At 59.9% G+C, this 26,754-nt stretch carries 22 protein-coding genes and 1 tRNA gene; 17 read left to right on the forward strand and 6 right to left on the reverse strand.

Going from position 1 to position 26,754, the window contains the following annotated elements:
• Nucleotides 1-34: 34 nt before the first annotated feature.
• Nucleotides 35-1,633: a ribosomal protection-like ABC-F family protein gene (gene abc-f, locus HMPREF2779_RS03605; RefSeq protein ID WP_105360850.1), complete on the forward strand. Its 1,599-nt coding sequence runs from the start codon at nucleotides 35-37 to the stop codon at nucleotides 1,631-1,633.
• A 759-nt stretch (nucleotides 1,634-2,392) separates the two neighbouring features.
• Here the strand turns inward: abc-f and HMPREF2779_RS03610 are convergent.
• Both HMPREF2779_RS03610 and HMPREF2779_RS03615 read right to left on the reverse strand, forming a co-directional pair.
• Nucleotides 2,393-3,121: a metal-dependent hydrolase gene (locus HMPREF2779_RS03610; RefSeq protein WP_070686824.1), complete on the reverse strand. Its 729-nt coding sequence runs from the start codon at nucleotides 3,119-3,121 to the stop codon at nucleotides 2,393-2,395.
• A 169-nt stretch (nucleotides 3,122-3,290) separates the two neighbouring features.
• Complete coding sequence (locus HMPREF2779_RS03615) at nucleotides 3,291-3,518, reverse strand: hypothetical protein (protein WP_005506080.1); 228 nt, start codon at nucleotides 3,516-3,518, stop codon at nucleotides 3,291-3,293.
• Nucleotides 3,519-3,804: 286 nt separating this feature from the next.
• Between HMPREF2779_RS03615 and HMPREF2779_RS03620 the strand changes: the two genes are divergently transcribed.
• The 6 genes from HMPREF2779_RS03620 to HMPREF2779_RS03645 all read left to right on the forward strand — a co-directional run bounded on the left by HMPREF2779_RS03620 (nucleotide 3,805) and on the right by HMPREF2779_RS03645 (nucleotide 9,224).
• Entirely contained in the window at nucleotides 3,805-4,521 is a 717-nt protein-coding gene (locus tag HMPREF2779_RS03620) for a beta-ketoacyl-ACP reductase (RefSeq protein ID WP_070686821.1), read from the forward strand.
• A gap of 73 nt (nucleotides 4,522-4,594) precedes the next feature.
• Entirely contained in the window at nucleotides 4,595-5,338 is a 744-nt protein-coding gene (locus HMPREF2779_RS03625; protein ID WP_005506073.1) for an SDR family oxidoreductase, read from the forward strand.
• A 228-nt stretch (nucleotides 5,339-5,566) separates the two neighbouring features.
• Nucleotides 5,567-6,355: an ABC transporter ATP-binding protein gene (locus HMPREF2779_RS03630; RefSeq protein WP_005506071.1), complete on the forward strand. Its 789-nt coding sequence runs from the start codon at nucleotides 5,567-5,569 to the stop codon at nucleotides 6,353-6,355.
• A complete protein-coding gene (locus HMPREF2779_RS03635) occupies nucleotides 6,352-7,230 on the forward strand; it encodes a TrmH family RNA methyltransferase (protein WP_070738405.1) in 879 nt (292 codons plus the stop codon). Before HMPREF2779_RS03630 ends, HMPREF2779_RS03635 begins: the two co-directional genes overlap by 4 nt.
• 252 nt (nucleotides 7,231-7,482) lie before the next feature.
• Nucleotides 7,483-7,737, forward strand: coding sequence for a type B 50S ribosomal protein L31 (locus tag HMPREF2779_RS03640; RefSeq protein ID WP_005506069.1), 255 nt, complete (start codon nucleotides 7,483-7,485; stop codon nucleotides 7,735-7,737).
• 326 nt (nucleotides 7,738-8,063) lie between these two features.
• Complete coding sequence (locus tag HMPREF2779_RS03645; RefSeq protein WP_105360851.1) at nucleotides 8,064-9,224, forward strand: LCP family protein; 1,161 nt, start codon at nucleotides 8,064-8,066, stop codon at nucleotides 9,222-9,224.
• Nucleotides 9,225-9,393: 169 nt separating this feature from the next.
• Here the strand turns inward: HMPREF2779_RS03645 and HMPREF2779_RS03650 are convergent, their stop codons facing one another.
• The gene (locus HMPREF2779_RS03650; protein WP_105360852.1) at nucleotides 9,394-10,650 is read right to left on the reverse strand and encodes an HIRAN domain-containing protein; all 1,257 of its coding nucleotides are present in this window, start codon (nucleotides 10,648-10,650) and stop codon (nucleotides 9,394-9,396) included.
• Nucleotides 10,651-11,016: 366 nt separating this feature from the next.
• A complete protein-coding gene (gene pepN, locus HMPREF2779_RS03655) occupies nucleotides 11,017-13,689 on the reverse strand; it encodes an aminopeptidase N (protein ID WP_070686813.1) in 2,673 nt (890 codons plus the stop codon).
• Nucleotides 13,690-13,911: 222 nt separating this feature from the next.
• Here pepN and HMPREF2779_RS03660 point away from each other — a divergent pair.
• Nucleotides 13,912-13,997: transfer RNA gene (locus HMPREF2779_RS03660), tRNA-Leu, on the forward strand.
• 192 nt (nucleotides 13,998-14,189) lie between these two features.
• Here HMPREF2779_RS03660 and HMPREF2779_RS03665 read toward each other — a convergent pair.
• A complete protein-coding gene (locus HMPREF2779_RS03665) occupies nucleotides 14,190-15,275 on the reverse strand; it encodes a 2,3-butanediol dehydrogenase (RefSeq protein ID WP_070686811.1) in 1,086 nt (361 codons plus the stop codon).
• A gap of 339 nt (nucleotides 15,276-15,614) precedes the next feature.
• On the opposite strand from HMPREF2779_RS03665, the gene HMPREF2779_RS03670 reads away from it, so the two are divergent.
• The 6 genes from HMPREF2779_RS03670 (at nucleotide 15,615) to HMPREF2779_RS03695 (ending at nucleotide 22,311) form a co-directional block, all read left to right on the forward strand.
• Nucleotides 15,615-17,219, forward strand: a complete 1,605-nt coding sequence (locus tag HMPREF2779_RS03670) for an amidohydrolase (protein ID WP_105360853.1) — start codon at nucleotides 15,615-15,617, stop codon at nucleotides 17,217-17,219.
• Nucleotides 17,220-17,494: 275 nt separating this feature from the next.
• Nucleotides 17,495-18,454 (forward strand): L-lactate dehydrogenase, encoded by a 960-nt coding sequence (locus HMPREF2779_RS03675; protein WP_070686806.1) that lies wholly within the window; start codon nucleotides 17,495-17,497, stop codon nucleotides 18,452-18,454.
• A gap of 387 nt (nucleotides 18,455-18,841) precedes the next feature.
• Entirely contained in the window at nucleotides 18,842-19,120 is a 279-nt protein-coding gene (locus HMPREF2779_RS03680) for a hypothetical protein (RefSeq protein WP_070643281.1), read from the forward strand.
• A gap of 214 nt (nucleotides 19,121-19,334) precedes the next feature.
• A complete protein-coding gene (recO, locus tag HMPREF2779_RS03685) occupies nucleotides 19,335-20,186 on the forward strand; it encodes a DNA repair protein RecO (RefSeq protein ID WP_070686804.1) in 852 nt (283 codons plus the stop codon).
• A gap of 175 nt (nucleotides 20,187-20,361) precedes the next feature.
• A complete protein-coding gene (locus HMPREF2779_RS03690) occupies nucleotides 20,362-21,153 on the forward strand; it encodes an isoprenyl transferase (RefSeq protein ID WP_105360854.1) in 792 nt (263 codons plus the stop codon).
• A gap of 69 nt (nucleotides 21,154-21,222) precedes the next feature.
• Nucleotides 21,223-22,311 (forward strand): quinone-dependent dihydroorotate dehydrogenase, encoded by a 1,089-nt coding sequence (locus HMPREF2779_RS03695; protein WP_070686802.1) that lies wholly within the window; start codon nucleotides 21,223-21,225, stop codon nucleotides 22,309-22,311.
• A 291-nt stretch (nucleotides 22,312-22,602) separates the two neighbouring features.
• Here HMPREF2779_RS03695 and HMPREF2779_RS03700 read toward each other — a convergent pair whose 3' ends face one another.
• Nucleotides 22,603-23,232: a DUF3043 domain-containing protein gene (locus HMPREF2779_RS03700; RefSeq protein ID WP_070686800.1), complete on the reverse strand. Its 630-nt coding sequence runs from the start codon at nucleotides 23,230-23,232 to the stop codon at nucleotides 22,603-22,605.
• 126 nt (nucleotides 23,233-23,358) lie between these two features.
• On the opposite strand from HMPREF2779_RS03700, the gene HMPREF2779_RS03705 reads away from it, so the two are divergent.
• From HMPREF2779_RS03705 to trpD, 3 genes are all read left to right on the forward strand, one after another.
• Nucleotides 23,359-24,753 (forward strand): M20/M25/M40 family metallo-hydrolase, encoded by a 1,395-nt coding sequence (locus tag HMPREF2779_RS03705; protein WP_105360855.1) that lies wholly within the window; start codon nucleotides 23,359-23,361, stop codon nucleotides 24,751-24,753.
• A gap of 233 nt (nucleotides 24,754-24,986) precedes the next feature.
• Entirely contained in the window at nucleotides 24,987-25,340 is a 354-nt protein-coding gene (locus HMPREF2779_RS03710) for a HesB/IscA family protein (RefSeq protein WP_070484390.1), read from the forward strand.
• 103 nt (nucleotides 25,341-25,443) lie between these two features.
• On the forward strand, nucleotides 25,444-26,517 hold the full coding sequence (trpD, locus tag HMPREF2779_RS03715) for an anthranilate phosphoribosyltransferase (protein WP_105360856.1): 1,074 nt from the start codon (nucleotides 25,444-25,446) through the stop codon (nucleotides 26,515-26,517).
• Nucleotides 26,518-26,754 lie beyond the last annotated feature (237 nt).

Below are 26,754 nucleotides of genomic sequence, written 5' to 3' on the forward strand. Positions count from 1 at the left end.
CCCACACACCAGACCGCCATCCGGAAAGGCACCCATGATTGCTGTACAGAACCTCGAATTGCGTGCAGGCGCGCGCCTGCTCATGGAAGAGGTCACCTTCCGCATCGATAAGGGCGACAAGATTGGTCTGGTGGGCCGCAACGGTGCCGGTAAGACCACTATGACTAAGGTGCTTGCCGGTCTAACCCTGCCCGCTGACGGTACGGTGACCCGCAGCGGCACTATCGGCTACCTTCCGCAGGACCCGAAGGTGGATGACATGAGCCAGCTGGCGCGTGACCGTATCCTTTCGGCGCGTGGCCTGGACGGTGTGGCGCGCAAGATGCGTCAGGCGCAGGACGATATGGCGAGTGAAGACCCGGCGGTGCGCGCTAAGGGTATGCGCCGCTACGACCGTCTTGAGGCTGAGTTCATTGCCGGTGGCGGCTACGCGGCTGAGTCGGAGGCGGCGGTCATCACCTCCAACCTGGACTTGCCGGAGCGTGTGCTCGCCCAGCCGCTGTCTACTCTGTCGGGTGGTCAGCGTCGCCGCGTGGAGCTGGCGCGTATTCTTTTCTCCAATGCGGACACCATGCTGCTGGATGAGCCGACCAACCACCTGGATGCCGATTCGATTCTGTGGTTGCGTGATTTCTTGAAGAACTTCTCGGGTGGCCTGATGGTCATTAGCCACGATGTTGACCTGATGGAGCTGGTCGTCAACCGCGTCTTCTACCTGGACGCGAACCGCTGCGTGATTGACCAGTACAACATGGACTGGAAGAACTACCTGACTCAGCGTGAGCAGGATGAGCACCGCCGCAAGCGTGAGCGTGCGAATGCGCAGAAGAAGGCGAATGCTCTGATGGAGCAGGCGAATAAGATGCGCGCGAAGGCGACGAAGGCTGTTGCTGCTCAGCAGATGATTAAGCGTGCTGAGAAGCTTCTGCGCGGCCTGGAGGAGGAGCGTCAGAGCGATAAGGTTGCGGCGATTCGCTTCCCGGATCCGGCACCGTGCGGTAAGACTCCGCTCTCTGCTCAAGGCCTGTCGAAGTCCTATGGCTCTCTGGAGATTTTCACGGACGTTGATTTGGCGATTGACCGCGGTTCGCGCGTGGTGGTGCTGGGTCTGAACGGTGCCGGTAAGACCACTCTGCTGCGCATGCTGGCTGGTTCCACCGAGCCTGATACCGGTGAGGTTGTGTACGGTCACGGCGCGAAGCTGGGGTATTTCGCGCAGGAACACGAAATTCTTGATGGTGACCGCACTGTCTTTGAAAACATGAAGTCTGCTGCGCCGGATCTGGATGACACCCGCGTGCGTACGATTCTGGGTTCGTTCCTGTTCTCCGGCGATGACGTGGATAAGCCTGCCGGTGTGCTTTCCGGAGGCGAGAAGACCCGTCTGTCCCTGGCGACCCTGGTGACGTCGAGCGCGAATGTGCTTCTGCTCGATGAGCCGACCAACAACCTGGACCCTGCCTCACGTGAGGAGATTCTGAACGCGTTGAAGGCGTACCAGGGTGCTATTGTGATGGTTTCTCACGATGAGGGTGCCGTGGAGGCGCTGGATCCTGAGCGTGTGCTGCTTCTGCCGGATGCGGTGGAGGACCTATGGTCGAAGGATTACCAGGATCTGATTTCGCTGGCGTAAGCAATATCCGCTGAACATCAAAGCATGGGGGAGGCTCCGGTACCGTGTGGCGCCGGGGCCTCTTTACGTGTATTGCGCGTTGTTTTATTGTCTGGGGTGTATTGTCCAGGGCGTATTTTTTGTGTTCTGAAAATGTGTTGCGGAGATATTGTCGGTATTTTTGTCGTGAATAGTGCGGAAAAATGTGACCTGACCCGTGGGGTTGTATTGTTTTCTGAGCGTGTGTGCTGTTATTGCGTTCCTGTGCATGGTGACTGTGGGTTCTGACACACGAAACTTGCGGCATATTTGACGGGAAATAATGTTGCCTTGTGGGTTTTTCTGAGGGAAAGAAAAGCTCTCGGTCGATATTTCAGAGGGTCTGTGTGGGCTTTTTGAATTTTTCATGTGTCTCTACATACATTGTGGGAAAAATGGTAGAAACACAACATGCATGGGGCGTAGACTTGTAACTGTTCCCGCCACTGCGAGGACGCAAACGCGAAACATTAGGGCTCACTACCGATGGTGAGCTAGCGCGGGGGAGAAGAGATTCCCGCCCGCTCACGAAGGAGAACTGCCAATGCACAACACTGAGTTCGAGAAGTACCCCACCTCCGGTGAAGAGAACGTTGAGGTTGACGTCTTCTGGCCCATCCAGGACGCTTAATCTCTCACCCCGATAGGTCGGGATAAGGATTAGAAAAGCGCCCCGCCGCTTCCATAGGGAAGTGACGGGGCGCTTTGCTGCCCTTGGTGAGAATTTAGTTATGCGGCACGTTATGTGGCGTGAATACCCAGCCCAAACACTTGAAGGGGGTATTCGGTAAAGCCCATCATGGCTGCCGCGTACCAGGCGACGTATCCGATCAGTGCTAGAACGAGTGCCTTCTCACGTACGCTGCCAGCATCACCCAGGATCGGCAGTGCCATGTAGCCGCTCTTTTTCCATAGGGGGGATGCCACCAGGGGCTTAATAACAATGGGGTAGAGGGGTAGCAGTCCGCGGGTTGTCAGCAGGTCGCCAATCAGGTGAATGGTGGCACCGACCGAAATAGCCCAGGGGAGCAGTGCCAGCGAATCAGTCGTGTAGGCGGCGTACCCGAGGGCGACGGCACCGATCCATCCACCCGGTGCGCCGAGCACGCGCAATGCCAGGCCGCCCGAGAATGCGGCAAGAAGTAGTGAAGCCCAGGGGATTCCGTTGTAGCTCAGGTTGGCGCTGAAATAGGCAATTGCCCAGAAGACTACCAGACCCAAAATGGAGTGCGTTCCCTTGCGGTGTCCGCCGCTGACCGCCCCTACGATGCGTGCTACCCAGCGTGAAATGGGCGGGATGGAGTTGGCGATACTGCCGTTGTGGTGGTCAATATCCGGTAGCATGCCCGCACCGGCGCACGCCAGGGTGGTCACGATGAGGGTGGGGGTATCGGGAACCTGCACCACTCCCGTCTCGACGAGCACTAGCCAGCCAGCTGCGGCGCTGACGGTGTGCGAATAGCCCATCATGGGGAGGTGCCTCCTTGAATGCGAATGCTCAGCGAGTGTGGTTGCCTGGGTATCGGGATGTTCACTCGAACTAATTAGAATAAATATAGCATATATCGAAATTACTTTCGATAAGCGGGCTTATCCCTCAAGCAGAGTCACCTCAAGCGACATCACCTCTCAAGTGGCACTACCCCTCAAACGGAAGAGTCTGCTTCCAGAACTCACGCTCGCGCAGGTAATTCTCCAGCCAACCCACGTGCTCGGAGCACGCCAACCAAATCTTGCGGCGCTCGGGGGTGTGCACCTTCGGGTTGTTCCAGAGCAGCTGAAATTCTGCCGCCTGCTGGCAGCCCTTGCGGGAGCACTTGGCGTACTCGGGCTGTGCATCCTGAGAAAGTGAACCGAGCAGATCCATGTCTTCTTATCCTTACTATTGCGCCTCGACGTGCGGTGTTATTCCGTGCCCGCGCGACCGGGCAGAAAAGGGGTGCGGGCTGTTCCGCTTCAGCTAGTGTACGCGCCCGATGAGGCATGTAAAAGAAGGGGAGCAGGTGTTCAGTGTTCAAGAGTGAAGTGTAGCCTGCGGCACCTTTGCGCTAAAACGCGGTAAAATAGGGTTTGTCTGTCCATCCGTCCACACCCCAACCGTGTAGCCGCTGCATCGGCTCTGATCGTGAGGGGTCGACTCATCAAGGAAGCTCATGAGCGAGAACACTCCCAAGACCGTGCTGGTCACCGGCGGCAACCGAGGCATCGGCTACGAAATTGCCAAGGAATTCCAGGCAGCAGGACACAACGTCTGCATCACCTACCGTAGCGGTGAAGCCCCCGAAGAATTTTTCGCCGTCAAGGCAGATGTACGCGATGCCGACAGCATTAACGAAGCATTCAAGGCAATTGAAGCAGAGTTCGGCCCCGTGGAGGTGCTGGTCGCCAACGCAGGTATCACCCGCGACATGCTGCTGATGCGCATGAAGGAATCCGACTTCACCGACGTGGTCGACACCAACCTCACCGGTTCTTTCCGTGTGGTTCAGCGCGCCATCAAGGGCATGTTGAAGCTCAAGCGCGGCCGCATCATCCTGGTTTCCTCCGTGGTGGGTCTGTACGGTTCCCCCGGTCAGGTCAACTACTCCGCGTCCAAGGCTGCACTGGTCGGTATGGCGCGCTCCATCACCCGTGAGCTGGGCGGCCGTAACATCACCGCTAACGTGGTGGCACCGGGCTTCATTAACACCGCAATGACCGAGGTTCTGCCCGAAGAGACCAAGAAGAACTACCTCGCGTCCATCCCGGCTGGTCGTTTCGCGGAGGCGCAAGAGGTCGCTCGCGTGATTCGCTGGCTCGCATCCGATGAGGCTAGCTACATTTCTGGCGCTGTCATCCCTGTTGATGGCGGCCTGGGCATGGGTCACTAACCCCACCCCGTACGGACTGCACGAAGCGCCTGAACGTGGGCGCACCCTTTCTAAACTTTAAGGACATAAAACTATGGCACAGCTGACCGGCAAGACCATCATCATTACCGGCTCCTCCCGCGGCGTTGGCGCAGACACCGCACAGATTCTCGCCGCTGAGGGCGCGAACATTGTGGTGAACTACCGCTCCAAGGCACCGCGCGCGAACAAGATCGTCAAGGCTATTGAAGAGGCTGGCGGCAAGGCAATCGCAGTGCAGGCTGACGTGACCAACAATGAGGACCTGCAGAACCTCGTTAACACCGCCGTGGAGACCTTCGGCTCCCTGGACTACCTGATCCTGAACGCTTCGGGCGGCATGGAAACCGGCATGGGCGAAGACTACGCAATGCGCCTGAACCGTGACGCACAGCTGAACCTGGCACGCCTGGCTGCAGAGAAGATGCCCGAAGGCGCACGCATCGTGTTCGTGACCAGCCACCAGGCGCACTTCATCCGCGAGGTTGAGACCATGGACGAGTACAAGCCCGTCGCAGAGTCCAAGCGCGCAGGCGAAGACGCACTGATCGCCGAGATCCCCGCACTTTCCGAGAAGGGTATCTCCCTGGTCGTCGTGTCCGCTGACATGATTGAAGGCACCGTCACCGCGACCCTGCTGAACCGCCTGCACCCGGGCGCTATCGAGCAGCGCCGCGAGACCGCCGGCAAGCTCTACACCGTCAACGAGTTCGCGCAGGAAATCGCGAAGATGGTCACCGCAGACGTTGAGACCGGCCACGTTGAGCTGGTTGGCGGCGCACGCGGCTTCATCGACTAATAACTTCAGCTGCTATAGGTGCCGTCGCGGATGCGCCCGCCCCTCTGACAAGGTACATTTGATGAGGTGCGCCGCCCCTGACGCGGAGGCACCTATAGCCCCTAAGGCTTTGCGCGAGGAGCCCAATGTGGGGTACCCGCGCACTATGCGCCAACCGCTCCGATAACCCGGCACGGGTTGCGGGGTGAGGGGCGCATCCCATCCATCTAACTCACTGGAAGAAGAACCATGAGCACCGTACTCAACCTTCAGAATGTCTCCGTGATTCGCGGCGGCCGCCCCATCCTTAACAACGTTTCGTGGACTGTGAACGAAGGTGAACGCTGGGTCGTTCTGGGCCCCAACGGCGCCGGTAAGTCCACTCTGCTTTCGATTGCGGCAGCCCGCCTGCACCCGACCAGCGGCGAGGTTGAAATCCTTGACGAGACCCTCGGCGCTGTTGACGTATTCGACCTGCGCCCGCGCATTGGTCTGTCCTCCGGTGCTTCGGCTACCCAGATTCCCGCCAACGAGAAGGTTTCCGACGTTGTCGTGACCGCAGCGTACGCTGTGTCCGGCCGCTGGAAGGAAGAATACGACGTCATGGACGACGAGCGTGCAACCGAGCTGCTGGCTGAGTGGGGTGTCGATACCCTCGCTGACCGCACCTTCGGCTCCCTCTCCGACGGCGAGCGCAAGCGTGCACTGATTGCCCGCGCCCTCATGACCGACCCGGAAATGCTGCTGCTGGACGAGCCCGGCGCAGGCATGGACATCTCCGGCCGTGAGGACCTGGTCGAGCGTCTGACCGCGCTTGCCGCTGACCCCTACGCACCGGCTACCGTGCTCATCACCCACCACCTCGAGGAAATCCCGGCGGGCTTCACCCACGCTCTACTGGTCCGTGACGGTGGCGTGGTCGCCGCCGGCCCGATCCTGTCCACCATTACCGAGGCGAACCTCGCAGCAACCTACGATATGGACCTGGCTCTGACCGTCACCTCTGCGGGTCGTTACTCCGCGTTCAAGCGCGCATGAGCCGTGCCCCGAAACAGCTGAGCGCCGAACAGATCGCTGAGCGTGCCGAGCGTGTCTACGCCATCGAGTCGGTCACGGCTCTGGCGCAGGCACCCGAGCAGGCTTTGCGCTACTACACGCAGCTGACCGATGTGAAGCTCCGTAGCGCCATGGAGCCGCAGTGGGGTATTTACATTGCGGAGTCTTCCAAAGTGATTCGTCGTGCGCTCGCTGCCGGTCATCAGCCCGTTTCTTTCCTGATGAGTGAGAAGTGGGCTGATGATTTGGTGGATGTTCTGCGTGCCCATCCTGATACTCCCGCGTATGTGGGTAGTGAGGAGCAGCTGGAGCAGGTGACCGGTTTTCATCTGCATCGTGGCGCGTTGGCGGCGATGGCTCGTCCGGAGCCGCAGCCTCTGGAGCAGTTGCTGCAGGGTGCCTCTCGCGTGGCAATCCTGGAAGATATTGTGGACCACACGAATGTGGGAGCTATTTTCCGTTCGGCTGCCGCCCTGAACGTGGATGCTGTGCTGGTGACTCCGCGGTGCGCTGATCCGCTGTATCGCCGCTCGATTCGCGTGTCGATGGGTACTGTTTTTCAGGTGCCGTGGGCTCGCCTGGAGTCGTGGCCTGCTGACTTGCAGACCCTGCACGAGCTGGGCTTTAAGAGCGCGGCGTTGGCTCTGGAGGAGGACTCGCTGACCCTGGAGGAGCTGTCTGCTCGCCGGGATGAGAAGCTTGCGCTGATTCTGGGCACGGAGGGGCACGGTCTGTCGCCCCGTACCCTCGCGGCGTGTGACGATACGGTGATGATTCCGATGTCGCACGGTGTGGATTCTTTGAATGTTGCGGCGGCGAGTGCCGTGGCGTTCTGGGAGACCCGCCCGCGCTCATAACCTGAGTTCTCACCTGATTCTTAACCCGTGCGAGTGCCTTCTTCGGGCGCCCTTGCGGTGTGCAGGTTGGTGCCTGTGAGGGAACGTACTGGGATTTAATCCGTGAAGGTGGTACCCTTAATGGGTTGTGCACGCCCTATGCGGGCACAATGGTGATGCGCTCTGAGATTTTCTCGATAGCTGCACATCGAAAAACCTACTCCATCTATATAAGGGCTACTGGCAAAATCCAGTAGCAGAAGAAGGTAATCAATGAAGGCAGAAATCCACCCGGACTACAACCTGGTTCTGTTCCGCGACCTCGCATCCGGCAAGGTCTTCCTGACCCGTTCCACCATGACCTCGGACAAGACCGAGAAGTGGGAAGACGGCAACGAGTACCCGATCGTCGAGGTTGAAATCTCGTCCGAGTCGCACCCGTTCTACACCGGTAAGCAGCGCATCATGGACTCCGCAGGTCGCGTCGAGCGCTTCAACGCACGCTTCGGCAACTTCGGCAAGAAGTAAATCTTCTTTCCCAGTTTTGCTTTTTAGCGAGATCAATGCCCCGTTCTCCTTGGTTTTCAAGGAGGCGGGGCATTGCGCGTTCTATGCGGGTACCAGAATGGTTCGCCCAAACGTGAGGAAAGTTGTAATGTAAAACCTTTCGTTCACCGGTGCGTAGACCCGCTGACGGCGTTACAATGGGAAAGTATTTTGCGAGCTGTGCATTTTCTGTGCCCTCCAGCACCGCCCCATATCGGCGGGTTATTTTCCGGCTCTCTGTATTCTAGAGACTTCGCTGGATGCGCTGCGCGCCTCGCGTATCACCACCTCAAACAAAGGACAACTTAATGGGCGACGCTCACTCTGAACCGTCGCAGAAGAAGAAATGGGTCAAGCGTGCCCTGCTGATCCTGCTGATTCTTCTGCTGGTTATTACCCTCGGTATTGGTTTCTTTATTTGGCGTGCTGGCCACACCTGGGATAGCAAGACCGAGAAGTTCGATTCCATCACTAAGGTGGACGAAGACCTCAGCAAAATTAAGGAGCAGCTTGGCGAGGCTAAGAAGCTCAACGTGACGGAGCTGACCAACTCTGATACCGGCAAGAACGGCACCACCGATGCTGCTGCGGCTCTTGCAGCTAACGCCAGCGAGCACGATAAGGACGGCGACGGTATCTTGGACAACGGATACAATTACGGCGTTATTAAGGGACCCGGCAAAAACATTCTGTTGCTCGGTAGCGATACCCGTACTGGTGCTGATGCAGCTCTGGTGAGCGGTTCCCGTGCGGACACCATCATGCTGATGCACATCCCGGCTGACGGCAAGGGTGTGTACATCATCTCGATTATGCGTGATACCTGGGTGAACATCCCTGGCTACGGTGCGGCAAAGATTAACGCGGCGCTGAACTACGGCGGTGTTTCCCTACAGGTTGCTACCATCGAGAACTTGGTGGGTGTCAAGATCGACCACGTGGCTGAGATTGAGTTCGAAGGATTCAAGTCTCTCGTGAATGCTATTGGCGGCGTGGACGTCCAGGTGCCCTTCGCATTCACCAGTAACGTCTGGACCTTTACGCCGGGTCTGATGCACCTCAACGGTAGTGGCGCTCTGAGCTTTGTTCGTGAACGTTACTCTTTTGCTGATGGTGACTATCAGCGTGTTCGTAACCAGCGTGCATTCCTGCGCGGCCTATACAACACGATGAAGGCTAAGGGCGCACTGAGCAACGTGGCATCTTTCCAGTCTTCTATTGAGTCTCTGACCGACTATATGCGCGTGGACCAGGGTCTGAATGCAGCGCAGATTGCTCAGATTGCGGCTCCGGTGCTGACCAGCGGTGACACCACGATGCGTATGACCACCCTGCCGAACGCTGGCCCGGGTTGGTCCTATGATGGTCAGTCAATCATTTTTGTAGATCAGGCTGCAAATGCGCAGCTGGCACATGCTTTGCAGAATGATACGATGGATCAGTTCATGGCTACTTACGGCCAGGATTAAGATTTGACTCCTTGCGGGGGGGGGGGTGAAAGCTTGTATGAGCTTTCACCCCCTGTGTTTAACCGTTCCGAGTTAACCGTTCCGGGAGAAACCGGGTACGTGAAAGGGCGGCTACCTCACCGTAATGGTGGGTAGCCGCCCTTTGTGCGTATGTTCTGAGGGAAGAGGCTTATGCCTTCGATTCGGGCTTTTCCTCTTCCACGGTAGCCTCTTCGTCCTCGTACTCGTCGTCGTAGGCTTCGTAGTCATCGTAGTAGGGCTGACGACCGAAGTAGAATGCCACAGCCGCGATAGCGCCACCCAGGATAGCGATGAGGATGCCGAGCATCGGGGTCCACAGCATCGAGATCAGGCCGGCGACCAGAACGGCGAGGCCTGCACCCTTGACCAGGTTCAGCAGGCGGTCACGCTCGGTCGGTTCGTAGTATTCTTCTTCCTCAATGCTGTATTCGATGACGGGTTTCTCTGCGGCGGGTTCGCTGCGAGCCGGCTCGGGTGCGGAGGAGCCGCCGGTCAGGGAGCTCATGAAACCGCGACGCTTCTTCGGTGCCTGCTGTGCGGAAGACTCCAGGTAGTGACGCTCGCCTTCGGTGGGCACGAATGCGGCGGGCACCTCGTATTCTTCACCGGCGGGTAGCAGTGCCGGAACGTTATTGGGCAGAGTCTCGTACCATTCCTGCGGAATATCGGCGGGGCGTGCAGCCTGAACGGTCAGGGACAGTTCCAGGGTGTTACCGCGAATAGTACCCCAGGCACTGGTGAGGCGGTCGTTCTCAAACGCGTAACGGATGACGGGCGTCAGCTGCTCGGACATCTGAGTGCTCAGGCGGCCCACAAGCTTGCGGTCGTGGCGCACCTCAACACTGTCAACGAAACGGCCGTCGGAGGTCTTGAGCTGGTTCGCTTCCAGAGTCAGGATCACGCGGCCTTCACCGCTGGGCGGCAGGATGCTGTGCAGGTATTCGGAGTGTTCCTTCTCATCAAGCACCTTCATCGACGGACCCTGGGGCAGCAGAGTCGCGCGGGTCGGTGCGTCGTTGAGGGGGAAGAGAGAGCCGGGTGCGGACAGGGAGAGCACACCGGTGCTCTTCACGTGCATGCCGCCGCCTTCAGCACGCACGGCAACGGCGGAAAGCTGCAGGTGCGCAATGGGTTCGTAACCGGAGGCGACCACGCGGGTAATGGAATCCCAGTACGCGGCGGAGTCTTCCACGCTCATGCGGCCTACCTTGAATTCGTCAACGTAGACGGCAATGCTATCGGGCTCGTAGGGGTTATCCGGTTCGGGAACCAGGCGCGCTTCACCGTACCAGATCCGTTCACGGTCGATGTGCAGTTCCTCAAAGATTTGGAGGGTTTCTGCTTCGTAGTAATCATCGGTGACAATGTCAACGCTACCGCGGTCACCGAGTGCGTAATCGACCACTGAAAACTCCTTCTGATATGTCTAAGCGAGCGGATACCTAGTCTATTCTCTCATGGTTTCAGTGCAGACAGCTCACAAATAGGGGTGACATTTATCTGTCTTTTAGCACCGGGTGCATATAGTTTTATTTTTGGGGGAATCAGCCCCGGTAACGCCGGCCCACGTCAAGGCACTAAAGAGCCGCGACCCTGCCGTGTAGACCCTCCCGAAACAAAAATTTCGGCTGAGAAAGCCACGAAAAAGACCGCCGCCCGACACCACCCGGTTCAAAACCGGGTGAGCGCCAAGCGGCGGTCTACATTAATCAACTTGAGAGCCTCACAGGGTGGTCATAGCACCCCGCCACAAGCCCTCAAACCATGCAGCTTAGCCCTGCAGAGAAGCGTTGAACTTCTGAGCCACAATCGAACGGTGGCCGTGATCCTGAGCCTCCAGAACCAGACGACGCAGAGCCGAAGGAGCCTCGGGGTTCGCCTCCAGCCAACGCTGAGCCAACGCAACGGAGGGGTTACCCTCAACGCCCAGACCCTCGGTGGAGCCGGTGTTGTACGGAGCCTTCGGGTACAGGCCACGCACAATGCGGGTCGCCATACCAATCGAACGGGACGCCCAAATGGGCAGCAGAGCCTCAAAGTAGGAGTCGTAGTAGGACTCACGCAGCTCAACCGGACCGCGAGCAAAACCGTTAATGGTCGAAGCCAGAGCGTCGTTCGACAGCGACTCGTCTTCCATGATGGTCTTGTACGCGGCAGCCTTACGCTCAGCAGAGGGCAGGGCAGCAATCGCGTACGCGTAACCATTCGAAGAAATCGAGGAGGGGCTATACTTCGCCGCACGGTCCAGATCCTCAACAGTCACCAGGTCGCGGCTTGCAAGCGCACCCAGTGCACTCCAGCCCAGGTTCTGGTCGTAAGGAATGCCGGTTGCGTCAGCAATATCGCCGGTGGTGTCTTCGAAAGCACCGCGGGCAATATCGCGGCAGAGCTCTTCACCCTTGGTCGCGTTGGTGGAGACCGAAATCAGGCCGCGCAGCAGAATCAGCTGCTCGTCAGAGCCGGGCTTAGCCTGCGCCAGTGCGGCTGCGAATGCGTCGTAGAGAGCGTCGTAGAGGCGCTCGCGGCCGGTGGGTGCGGAGAAGGTTGCGATAGCGACCTGTGCATTGTTGACCATGGTGCCCAGCAGGGATGCGCTCGGTTCCTTAGAGACGTTGCGTACGACTGCATCGACGTAGGTGGTGACGGGCAGGCGTGCATCGCGCACGTTCTCCCAGAGGGAGCCCCAGATGAGGCCGCGGGAGAGCGCGGATTCGAGGGTGGAGACACCTTCGATAGCTGCCTGCAGGCCGTCTTCGTCGGTCAGGGCGACCTTGGCGTAGGTGTGGTCTTCTGCGTTGAGCATGAGCAGGTCAGCTTCGCCAACGAGCTTCTTCTGCTCGTCGGTGAGCTCCACGCGGTGCTCGGAGACGGGCTCTGCCGGGTACTCGAGGGAGAGCAGGCCGGTGGAGGTGAGCTTGCCGTCGGTCAGCGCGAAGGTTTCCAGCTTTGCCACGTGGGGGCGGCCCAGACCTGCGGGCTGCTGTGCGGGCAGTTCCTGGGTGAGGATCAGGTCGGTGAGCTGGCCGTCTTCGCCGTAGACGCGCTTGGTGCCCAGTGCGGACACGCCGGAGGTCTGCAGCCATGCGTTAGCCCATGCCTGCATGTCGCGGCCGGACACCTCGTTGAGTACCTGCAGGAAGTCATTCAGAGAGGTGTTGCCCCACTCGAAGCGCTTGAAGTACACGCGTGCTGCCTCGATGAAGGTGTCGAAGCCGACGTAGGCGACCAGCTGCTTGAGCACGGATGCGCCCTTTGCGTAGGTGATGCCGTCGAAGTTCTGCGAGGCTGCTTCCAGGTGAGGGATGTCAGCAACGATGGGGTGGGTGGTGGGCAGCTGGTCCTGCATGTATGCCCATGCCTTGCGGTTGTTCGCGAAGGTGACCCATGCGTCGTTGAAGTTGTTGGCTTCCTTAGCGCCGAGGGTGCCCATGAAGTCTGCGAAGGATTCCTTGAGCCACAGGTCGTCCCACCACTTCATGGTGACGAGGTCGCCGAACCACATGTGTGCCATTTCGTGGCAGATGGTGTTGGTGCGGCCTTCGAGGTCGTCCTCGGTTGCGCCGGAGACGAAGATGTAGTCTTCGGTGAAGGTGACCAGGCCGGGGTTCTCCATTGCGCCGATGTTGTATTCGGGTACGAATGCCTGCTCGTACTTGGGGTACGGGTAGGGGTAGTCGAAGAGATCCTGGAAGAAATCCAGGCCGTTTTTGGTGACCATGAAGATATGGTCGTAGTCGAAGTGCGGCTTGAGGGACTGGCGGCAGTATGCGACCAGGGGGATGTCGCTGCTGTTGACCTTGCTCTTGGGCTTGTAGGTGGTGGTTGCGGTGAAGTATTCGCCGGCGACGATTGCGGTGATGTAGGTGGAGATCTTTGCGGTGGGGGAGAAGACTCGCTTGGTGATGGAGTCGTCGGTGGGGTCTACGACCTGGCTTTCGAGTACGCCGTTGGAGCTGACGACCCAGTCCTTGGGTGCGGTGATGCGGAAGTTGAAGACTGCCTTCAGGTCGGGCTGCTCGAAGTTCGGGAAGACTCGGCGGCAGTCGGAGGGCTCGTACTGGGTGTACAGGTAGACGCGACCGTCGGAGGGGTCGAAGTAGCGGTGCATACCTTCGCCGGAGCGGGAGTAGTAGGAGCGACCGTGGATGGTGAGTACGTTTTCTGCCTGCAGGTTGGGCAGGGTGATGCGTGCGCCGTTGACGACATCAGCCAGGGTCAGTTCGGTGCCGTTGAGCTTAACGGAGTCGACGCTGTGGTGGATGTAGTCGATGAAGGTTTCTGCACCGGGGGTGTTGCAGGAGAATCGGACGGTGGTGACGGTGGGGTAGGACTCGAATTCGGGGTCCTTGGCGTTAGTCAGGTCGACATGCACGTCGTAGGTGTCGACACTGATGAGAGCCGAACGTTCTGCGGCTTCTTCGCGGGAGAGGTTCTCATTATTCATGCTTTTTATTCTAGTCGTTATGACCGAAAATATGGCAGTCGAGTGGGCGTGCCGGTCATATTACTCAAGGTGCGAGAAGATCGCCCGGGGTGTGGGGAACCAACCAACCTCGAATATGTGATGCAGAACATACTTATTCGATTTGCGGAGTGCTCAGAAAGTCCGTATAGTATTACGTGTTGCTTCGAACGGCACCGAAAGGAAAACGTTCGAAAGTCACCTGCGCGGGTGGCGGAATAGGCAGACGCGCTAGCTTGAGGTGCTAGTCCTCGTATTAGAGGGTGGGGGTTCAAGTCCCCCCTCGCGCACAGATAATCCCCGGTTCTTTGGAACCGGGGATTTTTGTATGCCCGGTAAAGTATGCCCGGTAAAAAGTACACAAAAAAAGTAGTGGGGTGAGGCTCCTTGAATGGAACCTCACCCCACACTAGCTACGCTAAGGAAGCTAGAAGAACAGCTGCATCAGCTGAAACTGAATGAATCAGTATCGTTCAGAGAGATTACTCAGCCAGACGCTCCGGGTCGGTGGTGACCAGAATCTTCACAGCGGTCTCATTATGGTTGATCAGGGTGTCGAAGCCCTCGTCAATCAGGTCTTCCACAGCAATCTTGCCGGTGATGAAGGGCTTGAGGTCAATCTTGCCGGACTCAACGAGCTTGATGGTCTCCGGGTGGGAGTTCACGTATGCGATGGTGCCGCGGATATCGAGCTCCTTGAGCACAACCTTCTGAACATCCAGGGAAGCGGGCTTACCCCAAATGGAGACGATGACGACCTTACCGGTGGGCTTGAGAGCATCCAGAATCAGGTCCAGTGCGGGCTGAACGGAGGTGCACTCGAACGCGATGTCAGCGCCACGGCCGTCGGTCAGCTTGTGAATCTCAGCCAGGACGTCAACCTCAGCGGGGGAGAAAGCGTAGTCAGCAACGCCGGAGTCCAGAGCCTTCTGGCGGCGCAGCGGGGACAGCTCAGAGATGATGACCTTAGCGCCCTTAGCCTTCAGAACTGCGGAGGTCAGCAGGCCGATGGGGCCAGCGCCGGTCACTAGTGCGAATGCGCCCTCTTCGAACTCGCCTGCACGCTCAACAGCGTGGTAGCCAACGCTCAGGGGCTCAATCAGTGCAGCCTCGTCCAGGGGAATGTTGTTAGGAATCTTGTGAACCCAGCGGCGCTTGACGGCAACCTTCTCGGACAGACCGCCACCGCGACCTGCCAGACCGATGAAGTTCATGTCCTTGGACAGGTGGTAGTCCTTGGAGTCGGGGCCGGTGTAGACGTCATCACGAATGATGTAGGGCTCGACGACAACGTGGTCGCCAACCTGCAGGTCGTCTACGCCTTCGCCCAGTGCCTCAACAACACCGGAGAATTCGTGACCGAGGGTGACGGGGGAGTCCTCACCAGAAATGGGGTGGGGATGACCGTGCTGGGGGCAGAAGATGGGGCCGTCAAGGTATTCGTGCAGGTCGGTACCGCAAATACCGCACCATGCGACCTTGACCAGAACCTCGCCCGCAGCGGCTTCGGGTGCGGGGATGTCTTCAATGCGGATGTCGTTACGGTCGTAGAAGCGTGCTGCCTTCATGGGATGGAGCTCCTTAGCGTGGTTGTGGCGCTCGCAGCGGTGTGTGCTTGCCGGTACGGTTCGCATCCATGGGTCTGTCACAGCGTTGACAGGGGCCCAAACGACATGGCTTGGACCGGTTGTGAACTGTCCTGCCGGCATTCGCATCGCTAGCGCCGGATGGTGATGGGTACGGCTGGATTGTCGCTCCCATGTGCTTAACGCTACTCCACTGAATCAAAGATTCCTAGGATATATACAAATTTTCTTTTATGTGACACAAATTTCTTTTTGGGTGTTTTCGACTCCATCACACCCGACCCTCTAGCGACCGGCGAGCGCAGACGGTAGCGTAGAAGTATGACTGACGCGAACGCACAGGGCACCGCCGCCCACACCCAGCCCACTTCTGACAGCTCCGGTCGAACGGCACCGAACCGACCCGCCGCAATAACTCGCCACTATGACGCGCCCGACGCTGATTGCGTGCGCGGTAGCGAGTACTCCGAAATCCTCGCCCTCGAAACCGAGCAGCGTAAGCGTGCGGCTGACCACCGTCGCAAGCGCGGGCATGCGCATCCCGAGCGGGAACATGCTGACCACGGTCAGCCCGAGCAGGAACGTAGCCACGGCGAGCGCTACGGTCATGGAAAGAGGCGCGGTCACGGAAAGGGCCACGGTGCGCATCACGGTCACCGCCTCGACGAAGACAGCGGGCTGGCGCATATTCGCCGCGACCTCGCCGAATCCGTCGCCACCCGCGCGGACTCCCTGACCTCAATTCTCAAGGCGATTCACGCGTACCCTGAGACTGCCTACGAGGAGTATTTCGCCTCCCGCACGATCGTTGATGCGGTCCGCGAAGCCTACCCGAACCTCAGTATCGAGTACCCCGCCTTCGGTCTGGATACCGCGTTCAAGGTGGAGCTCACCAGCGCCGACTACGACCCCGCCACACACCGCACTATCGCGATTCTCTCCGAATATGACGCGCTACCGGGTATCGGTCACGGCTGCGGCCACAACGTCATCGCGGTATCCGGGCTGGGCGCTTTCCTTGCCCTGGCGGATGCGCTCGCTACCGGCCCCGAGGCGTTCAGCGGCAGGGTCCTCTACTACGGCACGCCCGCCGAAGAGTCCGATGCCGGTAAGGAGCTGATGGCGCGCGCCGGTGCGTTCGAGCGGGTGGATGCCGCCATTATGGTGCACCCCTACTTTATGGATGTAGCTGATCAGGCGTGGTTGGGTCGCCGTGAATGCCGCGTGACTTATACGGGCGTGAGCGCGCACGCATCCTCGCACCCGTTTATGGGTCGTAACGCCCTGGATGCGGCGAATCTGGCGTATCAGGGTTTGGGTTTGTTGCGTCAGCAGATTCCTGGTTCTGACCGTATTCACGCGATTATCGACCACGGTGGGGACGCCCCGAACCTGATTCCTGCCTCCGCGAGCCTACACATTAATATCCGTTCTAAGCACGCGCCGACTCTGCGTGCGCTGTCGCGACGGGTTGAGGAGGTGCTGCGCGGTGCGGCGCTTATGGCTGGCGTGGGTGCGGAGGTGACGTGGGATTCTTCGCCGATGACCATGCCGGTGCGTACGAACCGTCCGCTGTTGAAGCGTTGGGTTTCGGCTCAGCGTTCGGTGGGTCGCCACCCGTACCCGCCCGGTACGGTTAGCGACACCCTGGCGGCTTCTACTGATTTCGGTAATGTGAGCCTGCGCGTGCCCGGTATTCACCCGCTGATTCAGATTGCGCCCGAGGGTACCGGCATGCACACGGTGGAGTTCGCGCACTGTGCGGACACTCCGGCGGCGGTTGATGCTGCTCTGGATGCGGCATTCGGTTTGGCTTCTATTGCTTTGGACTTCCTGGTTGATAATGAGTTGGCGCAGGCGGTTCGTGCTGATTTTGAGGCTTCCGGCGGTGCCGTGGATGTGGAGGGTTACTTTAGCGGCATGTGAGCTTGCTCAAAAGGTCAGAAGGTCATTATTTGGTTTTATGAGTGAAAAACACCATCCACAACCCATAAAGTCACTATGACCCATCGAAAAAAGCAAAATAACCCAACACAAAACGCAAAATCTGCGGCATAATAGAACATAACGAAGCAAGCTCACCGGGGAAGAACGCCCACCCGAGGAAATTCAACCCCGAGGCACACACCCGCTTCCCGATAAACCACGCGAGAATCCTCTCGCACCACACGGATAACTCTCACGAAAGAGGGCATACAGCAATGAACGGTGTCAACAACCCCACCAAGCTCGGCGTCATCGGTGCAGGCGGCGTCGGTAGCGCAACCGCATACGCAGCTATGGTCCGCGGCTCCGCAGACGAAATCGTCCTGTACGACATCGACGGCAAGCGCGCACACGCTGAAGCACTGGACATCGCACACGGCGCAATGTTCGCACACGAAGCAACCGTAACCGGTGGCGACGACATCGAACTGCTGCGCGACTGCGACATGGTCATCATCACCGCTGGTGCTCGCCAGAAGCCCGGCCAGCCCCGCCTCGAACTGGCAGGTGCAAACGTTGCAATCCTCGAGAAGCTGCTGCCAAACATTCTGTCCGTAGCACCCAACGCGATTATCATGCTCGTCACCAACCCCTGTGACGTTCTCACCATCGTTGCCCAGAAGATCACCGGCCTGCCCGCAAACCGCGTGCTGTCCTCCGGTACCGTTCTGGACTCCTCCCGCCTGCGTTGGCTGATCGCTAACAAGGCTGGCGTCTCCATCAAGAGCGTCCACGCAAACGTTGTTGGCGAGCACGGCGACTCCGAGTTCCCCGTCTGGTCCGCAGCAAACATCGGCATGGTTCCCCTGACCGAGTGGAAGCAGGACGGCAAGCTGCTGTTCACCGAAGAGGTCCGTGCAGAACTGGCAACCGAAGCTATGCGCGCAGCATACAAGGTCATCGAGGGCAAGGGTTCCACCAACTACGCAATCGGTATCTCCGGCGCACGTATCGCTGAGGCATTCCTCGGCGGCCAGAACGCAGTGCTGCCCGTCTCCACCACCATTGCAGGCGAGCTGTATGGCTTCAAGGACGTTGCACTGTCCCTGCCCACCATCGTCAACCGTGAGGGCATCCAGCGCGTGCTCGAGGTTCCCATGAACGAGGCTGAGCTGGCACAGCTGAAGGCGTCCGCTGAGGCAATCCGCGCATCAGCAGCATCCCTGGGCTTCTAAAAACCCGGCTTCTAATTCTCTCGGCTCAACCCGCAAGAAGCAAACATTCAGTAGGCGCAGCGTCAAGCTGAGCTAACCGACAGAAGAACCCGCCGCACCCGGCACCTGCTCCCTTGAGGAGTGGGGGAGCCGGGGACGGCGGGTTCGCTGTGTCTGTAAGGTCTTCTATGCGGGGCTTGATGTGCCGCGTGCATGCTTTGCTTGCCCAGCCTGAATCGCCCAGCCTGGCTTGACTAACCGGGCTTACCGCTCTGGCTTTGGCGTTCTCTTCACGGCACCGAATTTACCCGCCGATTTACCTGCCGCGCCCGTTCACAGTTCCGCATTTTAAACCGCTGTATGACCGCCCGGCGCACACTATAGGCGCGTAGGTAGTAGAATAATGGCATGAGCATTGATCCTCGCACCGAACTCACCCGCCTCCTTGACGCACTGGAGGCGCACCTGACCGCCGTCGTAAACCGAACCGGCGAGCACGACCCCGCCGTCGATGAGGCGTACGTAGAAATCGCCAACGCCTTCGAAGCCTACGAAGATGCCCTCTTCGAGGCTCACAACGAGGTCACTCCTTTGAGCGTCTACGGTGACGAAGACGAAGACGACCTCGACGAACTGGTCGACGACGAAGAAGATGAAGACGACGACGATATCGAGTACGAGGACTAACTAGCACCTCGCCCATACGTTACGGACCGACCCCTGACCGGTACCCCCTACGCGGGGTAACGAGGCAGGGGTCGAACCGTACCCGCAACACCCGTGCAGCCCCTGCCCTCAGCGACCGCTCCTCAGCGCCTACTGAGTGCAACGTCTACCAAGCACCCGCCGAACACCTGCCCACCCGATACCCACCGAGCATGTACCGAGAACGGAGACACCCGTGAGCGAACCCCGCACCTGGCGCGACGCCGCCCTCATCCTCCGTACCCAAAAACTCGGCGAGACCGACCGCATCATCATCATGCTCACCCGCGACGGAGGAATCACCCACGCCGTCGCCAAAGCCGTACGCAAACCCACCTCCAAATTCGGTGGACGACTCGAACCGTTCATGCACACCGACCTGTCCTTCAGCCGCGGCAGAACCAACCTGCACACCATCACCCAGGCGGCAACCCTGCACGCCTACACCGCACCCATCATGGCGAACTACGATGCGTACACGTGTGCCTCCACCATCGCCGAACTGGCAGAAGCACTCACCAAAGACACCGACAGCACCGCCGATATTTACACCCTCACCCACGGGGCGCTTGCCGTGCTCGCGCACGGGCAGCACGTGCCGCAGAGGATCCTGACCCGCTACCTGGCGCGTAGCATGAACGCCGCCGGCTGGCCGCTCATCGGTGAGAACTGCACTCGATGCGGCAACCCGCTTGTCAGCACCGATAGCCGGGGCGATAACGGGGCAGACAGTAGCACCCCCGTCGCTACAAGCGGAAGCGGCAGGTACATTGCCTTCCACACCGCCCACACCTACGGGCACCACACGGTTCTCTGCCCCCAATGCGCACCCGCCACCGACACGCCCCTAACCGGTCTGCATGCCGAAGAGCTCGGCTATGCGCTCGCTACCGCATCGGCGGATCCGCGGGCCTGGGCAACTATTGACGCAGCACCGGTACCGGTCGCCTCCAAAATTCTGGGACTCTACCTGAAAACCACCCAAAACCTGCTCGAACACCCCCTGAAAACGGCGAGCGCCCTCGAAGCAGAAATTCCTGCATCGTAAAAGATGCACGCCGGCGCGTCAAACATGGGCCAACCAGGACGCAAAATAACCCCCGAAGCACCCGCCCATGCGCGCTGTGTCACGGTAAAATAGCTAACAGCACGCCAGGTTTATATCTGGCGCATATCTAGGCAAACGACCCCGGGGGAGAACCCGCCAGGGAAGAAAGGCACATATGGCACGCACCCAGCCCGTACCCCCGCCCGCACCCCCCACCGGGGCAACCCCGCCGCCGATCCCGAAGAAGTTCATTCCGCAGCACGTCGCCGTCGTCATGGACGGTAACGGCCGCTGGGCGAACGAACGCGGCCTGCCCCGCACCGAGGGCCACCGCGCCGGCGAGGCGGCACTGCTGGACGTTGTTGCGGGCGCTATCGAAATGGGCATCCCGTACGTTACCGCCTACGCGTTCTCCACCGAAAACTGGAAACGCTCACCCAGCGAAGTCGCGTTCATCATGCGTTTCTCCACCGAGGTGCTGCAGCGTCAGCTGGCAACCCTCAAGACCTGGGGTGTGCGCATCCGCTGGGCTGGCCGCCGACCCAAGCTGTGGAAGAACGTCATCGAAGAGCTCGAACACTGCGAGCGCGAAACCATCGACAACACCGTCTGCACCCTCACCATGTGCGTGAACTACGGCGGCCGCGCAGAAATCGCTGACGCGGCGGCAGCTATCGCAGCAGACGCCGTGGCGGGCAAGATCAAGCCCGGCAACATTACCGAAAAGACCATCCAGAAGTACCTGGACGAGCCCGACCTGCCCGACGTTGACCTGTTCCTGCGTTCCTCCGGTGAGCAGCGCATCTCGAACTTCCTGCTGTGGCAGAGCGCCTACGCCGAGATGATTTTCATGAACGTGCTCTGGCCCGACGTTGACCGCCGCACCCTCTGGGAAGCTGTCGAAGAGTATGCGCGCCGCGACCGCCGCTACGGTGGCGCTGTCGACGCCGTCGCCAACGACAAGTAGCGGCCCGGCATACAGTCCCGGCTCATAGCCCCATAAACCACCCACACCCTCCAACACTAGGGAGAACAAATGCGCATCTACCCGACCTTCTTCAACATCTTCTTCAAGGGCATGGACCCCGAGAAGGCACACCACGTCGGCTTCTGGGGCGTTCAGACCCTGCGCAACGTCGGCATCACCCGCGCGCTGCGCAAGTACTTCCAGCCCGCCCCCGAACTGGCAACCACCGTCATGGGCATTACTTTCCCCTCGCCGTTCGGCCTGGCTGCAGGCTTCGACAAGGGCGGCAAGGGCATTGCCGCGCTGGCTGGTATCGGCTTCGGCCACGTCGAGATCGGCACCATCACCGGCCAGGCGCAGCCCGGCAACCCGCAGCCGCGCCTCTTCCGCCTCGTGGAAGATAAGGCGGTCATCAACCGCATGGGCTTCAACAACGACGGCGCCGCAGCGGCAGGCCCGCGCGTAGCCGCCGCCCGTGCAGACCTCGAAACTGAATACCGCGGCGCTGTACGCCCGGTTATCGGCGTGAACATCGGCAAGACCAAGATCGTGGAACTCGAGAACGCTATCGAGGACTACCTGATCTCTACCCGCACCCTGGCACCGCAGGCAGACTACCTGGTCGTCAACGTCTCCTCCCCGAACACTCCGGGTCTGCGCACCCTACAGGCTATCGAGTCGCTGCGCCCGCTGCTTGCCGCCGTGCGTGAAGAGGCAGACCGCGCATGCCCCAACCGCCACGTACCGCTGACCGTGAAGATCGCGCCGGACCTGGTCGATGAGGACGTGATCGAGGTGGCAGCCCTGGCTAAGGAGCTGAAGCTGGACGGCATCATCGCCACCAACACCACCATCGCCCGCGACGGCATGGGCCTGACCAGCGACATGACCAAGGTCAAGGAAATCGGTGCTGGCGGCCTCTCCGGTGCGCCGCTGAAGCCGCGCTCCCTGGAGGTGCTGCGACTGCTCAAGCGTGAAATCGGCGATGACCTCGCCATCATCTCCGTTGGCGGCGTGACCACCGCTGAGGATGTGCAGGAGCGCCTGGACGCTGGCGCTGACCTGGTGCAGGGCTACACCGCGTTCCTGTATGAGGGTCCGCTCTGGGCGGCACACATTAACCGTGGCCTGGTGAAGTTGCGCCGCGCTCGCCGCTAGAAGGTTTGCAGGCGGGAGCGTTATGCTTCCCGGCACGCTGACTTGGCGTGTCGACTCTGCGTGCTGAAAGGGGGCACTGTTCTCTACCCGTAGGGGGTGGAGTCGGTGCCCCCCCCCTTTGTGTGCCCTCTATTCTGCCGAAAAGCCACATGTGTTTCGAAAAGCCACCAAAGAAGTAGCTTCTCGAAACACATGTGGCTTCTCGCGTATAGAGGATTAGCGGGCATAAAAATAGGGGAGAGGCCTGAACCTTCAGGACCTCTCCCCAAGCACCTATAAGGCACTAACGACTTAGTGCGGGTACTCGCCGTACTTCACCATCGGAACCGGGCGGCGCATACGACGAATCATCATCACACGGTTAAACGCATACATGCCAGAACCACGCTGAACCTCGCCGAACTTCGCAATCAGCTTCTTCTTCAGGCTGCGCCACAAAATAAAGTAGTCAACAACCCACAGAATCATCAGCGCATACATCGCGTACACGGAACCGTAATAAATCGGTGCACCAACGCTAGACGTACCCGACACGCCCTGAGCAATCCAGCCACCAATAAGCAGAACCAGCAGCACAGCCAACATAAAATCGCCAAGGTTACGGCGCGCATCCACATAATCACGGATATAACGGCGCTGCGAACCACGATCCACGGCGGGCAGGTAACGCTGATCGCCACCCATCAACGCATCATTCTGACGCTCACGAGCCTTTGCCATCGCCTCTCGTTCACGCGCCTTCGCCTCCTTACGGTCATTAACAACCAGAGGCTGACGACGAGCCGCCTGCTGCTCCTTACGCGAAGGAGTAGGACGGCCCTTCTTCGGGGTGAACTTCGGATTAACCGGAGCCTGAGGCTCCTCTACAACCTGCGGCTGAACAGCTTCCGCTTCAGCCTTCTCTTTCTTACGACCAAACACCCTCCCATCATACCCGAACGGTACACATCAAACCCGCCCCCACAAGCCCACACCAGCAACTGAAACAACCCCAACCACTCGACGGTTCGGGCCAAGACGGGGTCAAGGTGGGGGTAAGGTAGAAACATGACTACTGAATTCACCCACCACAGCGCCCTCAGCGACGCCGTCACCAAAAACTTCGAAGCAACCCTGCAGACTCTCACCGAGCTCGTCGCCATCCCCTCCATCGCCTGGGAATCGCACGACCTCACCCAGGTAGACCGCAGCGCCGAGGCAGTCGCCGCGCTCGCAACCAAGGCAGGCTTCAACAACGTACGCATCGAACGCGCCACCTACACCACCGCAGACGGCACCGAAAAGCAGGGCATGCCCGCCGTCATCGCCTCCCGCCCCGCCGCAGAAGGCTACCCGACCATCCTGCTCTACGCCCACCACGACGTGCAGCCCGCCGGCGACCTCGACCTGTGGGACATCGAACCCTTCGTCGCAACCCGCAAGGGCGACCGCCTCTACGGCCGCGGCGCAGCAGACGACAAGGCAGGCATCCTCGTGCACCTCGCCGCGCTCGCAGCTCTCAACGAAACTCTCGGCGATGACTTCAAGCTCGGCGTGAAGCTCTTCATTGAGGGTGAAGAAGAGGCAGGCTCGCCCTCCTTCGTCTCCTTCCTCAACACCTACCGTGAGGAACTGTCCGCTGACTACATTGTTGTCGCAGACTCCGCCAACTGGCGTGCCGGCGTACCCGCACTGACCACCAGCCTGCGCGGCGTCGCATCCGGCGACATCGAAGTACGCGTCGGCAGCCACGCCATCCACTCCGGCATGTTCGGCGGCCCCATGCTCGACGCACACACCCTCATGGCGCAGCTACTCGCCACCCTGCACGACGCCACCGGCGCCGTAGCCGTCGAAGGCCTGCACCGCGCCCCCGAACCCGAACTCGAATACGCCGAAGCAGACTTCCGCAACGACTCCGGCATCCTCGACACCGTACCCCTAGCAGGCACCGGTAGTGTTGCATCCCGCCTGTGGACCCAGCCGGCAATCTCCGTCATCGGCATGGACATCCCCTCCATCGCAACCTCCTCCAACACCCTCGCCGTCGTATCCCGCGCACGCATCAGCACCCGCCTAGCACCCGGCGACAACCCCGAAAACGCACACCGCGCACTCGCCGAACACATCAAGGCACACGCACCCCACGGCGCCCAGGCGAACTACACCGCCGTCGACTCCGGCATGCCCTTCGCCACCGAAGTCGACGCAGACGGCGCACAAACCGCCCTCGACGCAATGCGCGCCGCCTGGGACGTAGAACCCGTACAGACCGGCATGGGCGGCTCCATCCCGTTCATCTCCGACCTCAAGGACCTCTTCCCGCAGGCACAGATCCTCGTCACCGGCGTAGAAGACCCCGACACCCGCGCACACAGCGCCAACGAGTCCCTCTACATCCCGGACTTCAAGAACGCAATCCTCGCGGAGGCACTACTTCTGAGCGCACTCGGCGCCCGCTAGGAACATCCACAAAAAATGGGGGAGAAGGGTCACAAACCCCAACCCCCACTTTTTCGGTATCCTAGAAGCAGAATTACATGTCAAGCCCCCACACCAAAACTCACGCCCCCGGCGAACTATGCACACCCTAGGTTGTGCATCAAACACTCGGGCGCGTATCGTGAAGGATAAAACGCCCGCACGCACCACACGCGGCGCACACGGGCAACCAACCAAACAAAAGGACAACACCAATGAGTGAAACCACCATCGAACTGCCGACCCACGGCGTCAACCTCACCGAAGTAGCACAGACCAAGGTCCACACCCTCCTCGAACAGGAAGGCCGCACCGACCTGCGCCTGCGCATCGCCGTCCAGCCCGGCGGCTGCTCCGGCCTCATCTACCAGCTCTACTTCGACGAGCGTGTCCTCGACGGCGACGCAGTCCGCAACTTCGACGGCGTAGAAGTTATCGTCGACAAGATGAGCGCACCCTACCTCGACGGCTCCACCATCGACTTCGAAGACACCATCGAAAAGCAGGGCTTCTCCATCGACAACCCCAACGCAGCAGGCTCCTGCGCATGCGGTGACTCCTTCCACTAAACCGAAGGCACCCACCACTAAAGCGCAACACGCCTAACAAACCCCCGTCTCGCATACTGCACCCAACCATGCAGATACGCGGCGGGGGTTTTACACTTAACACATGACTACGCACGAAATCACCTGGAAATACATCCTCAACCAGCTCGTCAAGCACCAGAACCTCAGCGACACCGAAGTCGCCTGGGCAATGGACCAAATCATGACCGGCCAAACCGAACAGCCGATCCTCGCATCATTCCTCACCGCACTACACTCCAAGGGTGAAACCCCCGAAGAACTCGGCGCCCTCGCAGCCGGCATGATTGCCAAAGCAGAAACCGTCGACATCGACCCCAACGCCGTAGACATCGTCGGCACCGGCGGCGACCAGCAAAACACCGTCAACATCTCCACTATGGCCGCCCTTGTCATCGCAGGCACCGGCGCAACCGTCGTCAAGCACGGCAACCGCGCCTCTACCTCCAAATCCGGCTCCGCAGACGTCCTCGAAGCCCTCGGAATCCGCCTCGACATGCCCATTTCCGCAGTCGCCGAATGCGCTCGCGAGACCGGCATCACGTTCCTGTTTGCGATGACCTTCCACCCGGCAATGCGCCACGTGGGCCCGACCCGCCGCCTGCTGGGCATTCCGACCGCGTTCAACTACCTGGGCCCCATGACCAACCCGGCTCGCGTGAAGTCCTCGGCTATCGGCGTTGCTAACCCGGTCATGGCTGAGAAGATGGCTCACGTCTTTGCGGAGCGCGGCGACCACGCCCTGATTTTCCGCGGTGATGACGGCCTGGATGAGCTGACCATCGCGACCACGAGCCGCCTGTGGGAGGCTGTCGACGGCGAGCTGACCGAGTATCGTTTTGACCCGACCGAGTACGGTCTGCAGAATGCACCGCTGGAGCAGCTGCGTGGCGGCGACGCCGAGTACAACGCGGGCATTTTCCGTGCAATTTTGGCGGGGGAGGGCGAGGCCCCGAAGAGCCCGCTGCGCGCCATTCACGACGCCGTGGTGATGAACGCTGCGGCTGGCCTGGTCGCGTACCGCCCGGTCAACGGGGAGAGCTTTGAGACCCGTTTCACTCAGGCTTTGGCTGATGCGCGCGAATCTATTGCATCCGGTGCAGCGGAGCATGTGCTCAACGCATGGGTAGAGTTCAGCGAAAAGCACGCAGAAGCGTAAAGCTCTAGAAATTGATGGCAGGCACCCGAGACGAACAGAGCGCACCGAAAGGTGTGGAGTCTCGGGTGTTTGTCGTTTAACGGGAGGCGTTGAGGAGCCCGAAGGTTCGGGGCATGTGAGCGTACTGCTAGCTGAGGTGCGCGGAGCGCAGAGAAAGGTGCGAGGCTCACGGAGCTCAGAACCGCGGACGGAAGAGCGTAGTCGCAACAGTCGCATTACGGGGACCGCAGTTCGACC

The sequence above is a fragment of the Rothia sp. HMSC069C03 genome (genome assembly GCF_001811075.1).
GTDB lineage: Bacteria > Actinomycetota > Actinomycetes > Actinomycetales > Micrococcaceae > Rothia > Rothia mucilaginosa.

Coding starts and splice junctions, on each gene's coding strand:
- abc-f (WP_105360850.1), top strand. CDS start 35: ATGATTGCTGTACAGAACCTCGAATTGCGTGCAGGCGCGCGCCTGCTC.
- HMPREF2779_RS03610 (WP_070686824.1), bottom strand. CDS start 3,121: ATGATGGGCTATTCGCACACCGTCAGCGCCGCAGCTGGCTGGCTAGTG.
- HMPREF2779_RS03615 (WP_005506080.1), bottom strand. CDS start 3,518: ATGGATCTGCTCGGTTCACTTTCTCAGGATGCACAGCCCGAGTACGCC.
- HMPREF2779_RS03620 (WP_070686821.1), top strand. CDS start 3,805: ATGAGCGAGAACACTCCCAAGACCGTGCTGGTCACCGGCGGCAACCGA.
- HMPREF2779_RS03625 (WP_005506073.1), top strand. CDS start 4,595: ATGGCACAGCTGACCGGCAAGACCATCATCATTACCGGCTCCTCCCGC.
- HMPREF2779_RS03630 (WP_005506071.1), top strand. CDS start 5,567: ATGAGCACCGTACTCAACCTTCAGAATGTCTCCGTGATTCGCGGCGGC.
- HMPREF2779_RS03635 (WP_070738405.1), top strand. CDS start 6,352: ATGAGCCGTGCCCCGAAACAGCTGAGCGCCGAACAGATCGCTGAGCGT.
- HMPREF2779_RS03640 (WP_005506069.1), top strand. CDS start 7,483: ATGAAGGCAGAAATCCACCCGGACTACAACCTGGTTCTGTTCCGCGAC.
- HMPREF2779_RS03645 (WP_105360851.1), top strand. CDS start 8,064: ATGGGCGACGCTCACTCTGAACCGTCGCAGAAGAAGAAATGGGTCAAG.
- pepN (WP_070686813.1), bottom strand. CDS start 13,689: ATGAATAATGAGAACCTCTCCCGCGAAGAAGCCGCAGAACGTTCGGCT.
- HMPREF2779_RS03665 (WP_070686811.1), bottom strand. CDS start 15,275: ATGAAGGCAGCACGCTTCTACGACCGTAACGACATCCGCATTGAAGAC.
- HMPREF2779_RS03670 (WP_105360853.1), top strand. CDS start 15,615: ATGACTGACGCGAACGCACAGGGCACCGCCGCCCACACCCAGCCCACT.
- HMPREF2779_RS03675 (WP_070686806.1), top strand. CDS start 17,495: ATGAACGGTGTCAACAACCCCACCAAGCTCGGCGTCATCGGTGCAGGC.
- HMPREF2779_RS03680 (WP_070643281.1), top strand. CDS start 18,842: ATGAGCATTGATCCTCGCACCGAACTCACCCGCCTCCTTGACGCACTG.
- HMPREF2779_RS03690 (WP_105360854.1), top strand. CDS start 20,362: ATGGCACGCACCCAGCCCGTACCCCCGCCCGCACCCCCCACCGGGGCA.
- HMPREF2779_RS03695 (WP_070686802.1), top strand. CDS start 21,223: ATGCGCATCTACCCGACCTTCTTCAACATCTTCTTCAAGGGCATGGAC.
- HMPREF2779_RS03705 (WP_105360855.1), top strand. CDS start 23,359: ATGACTACTGAATTCACCCACCACAGCGCCCTCAGCGACGCCGTCACC.
- HMPREF2779_RS03710 (WP_070484390.1), top strand. CDS start 24,987: ATGAGTGAAACCACCATCGAACTGCCGACCCACGGCGTCAACCTCACC.
- trpD (WP_105360856.1), top strand. CDS start 25,444: ATGACTACGCACGAAATCACCTGGAAATACATCCTCAACCAGCTCGTC.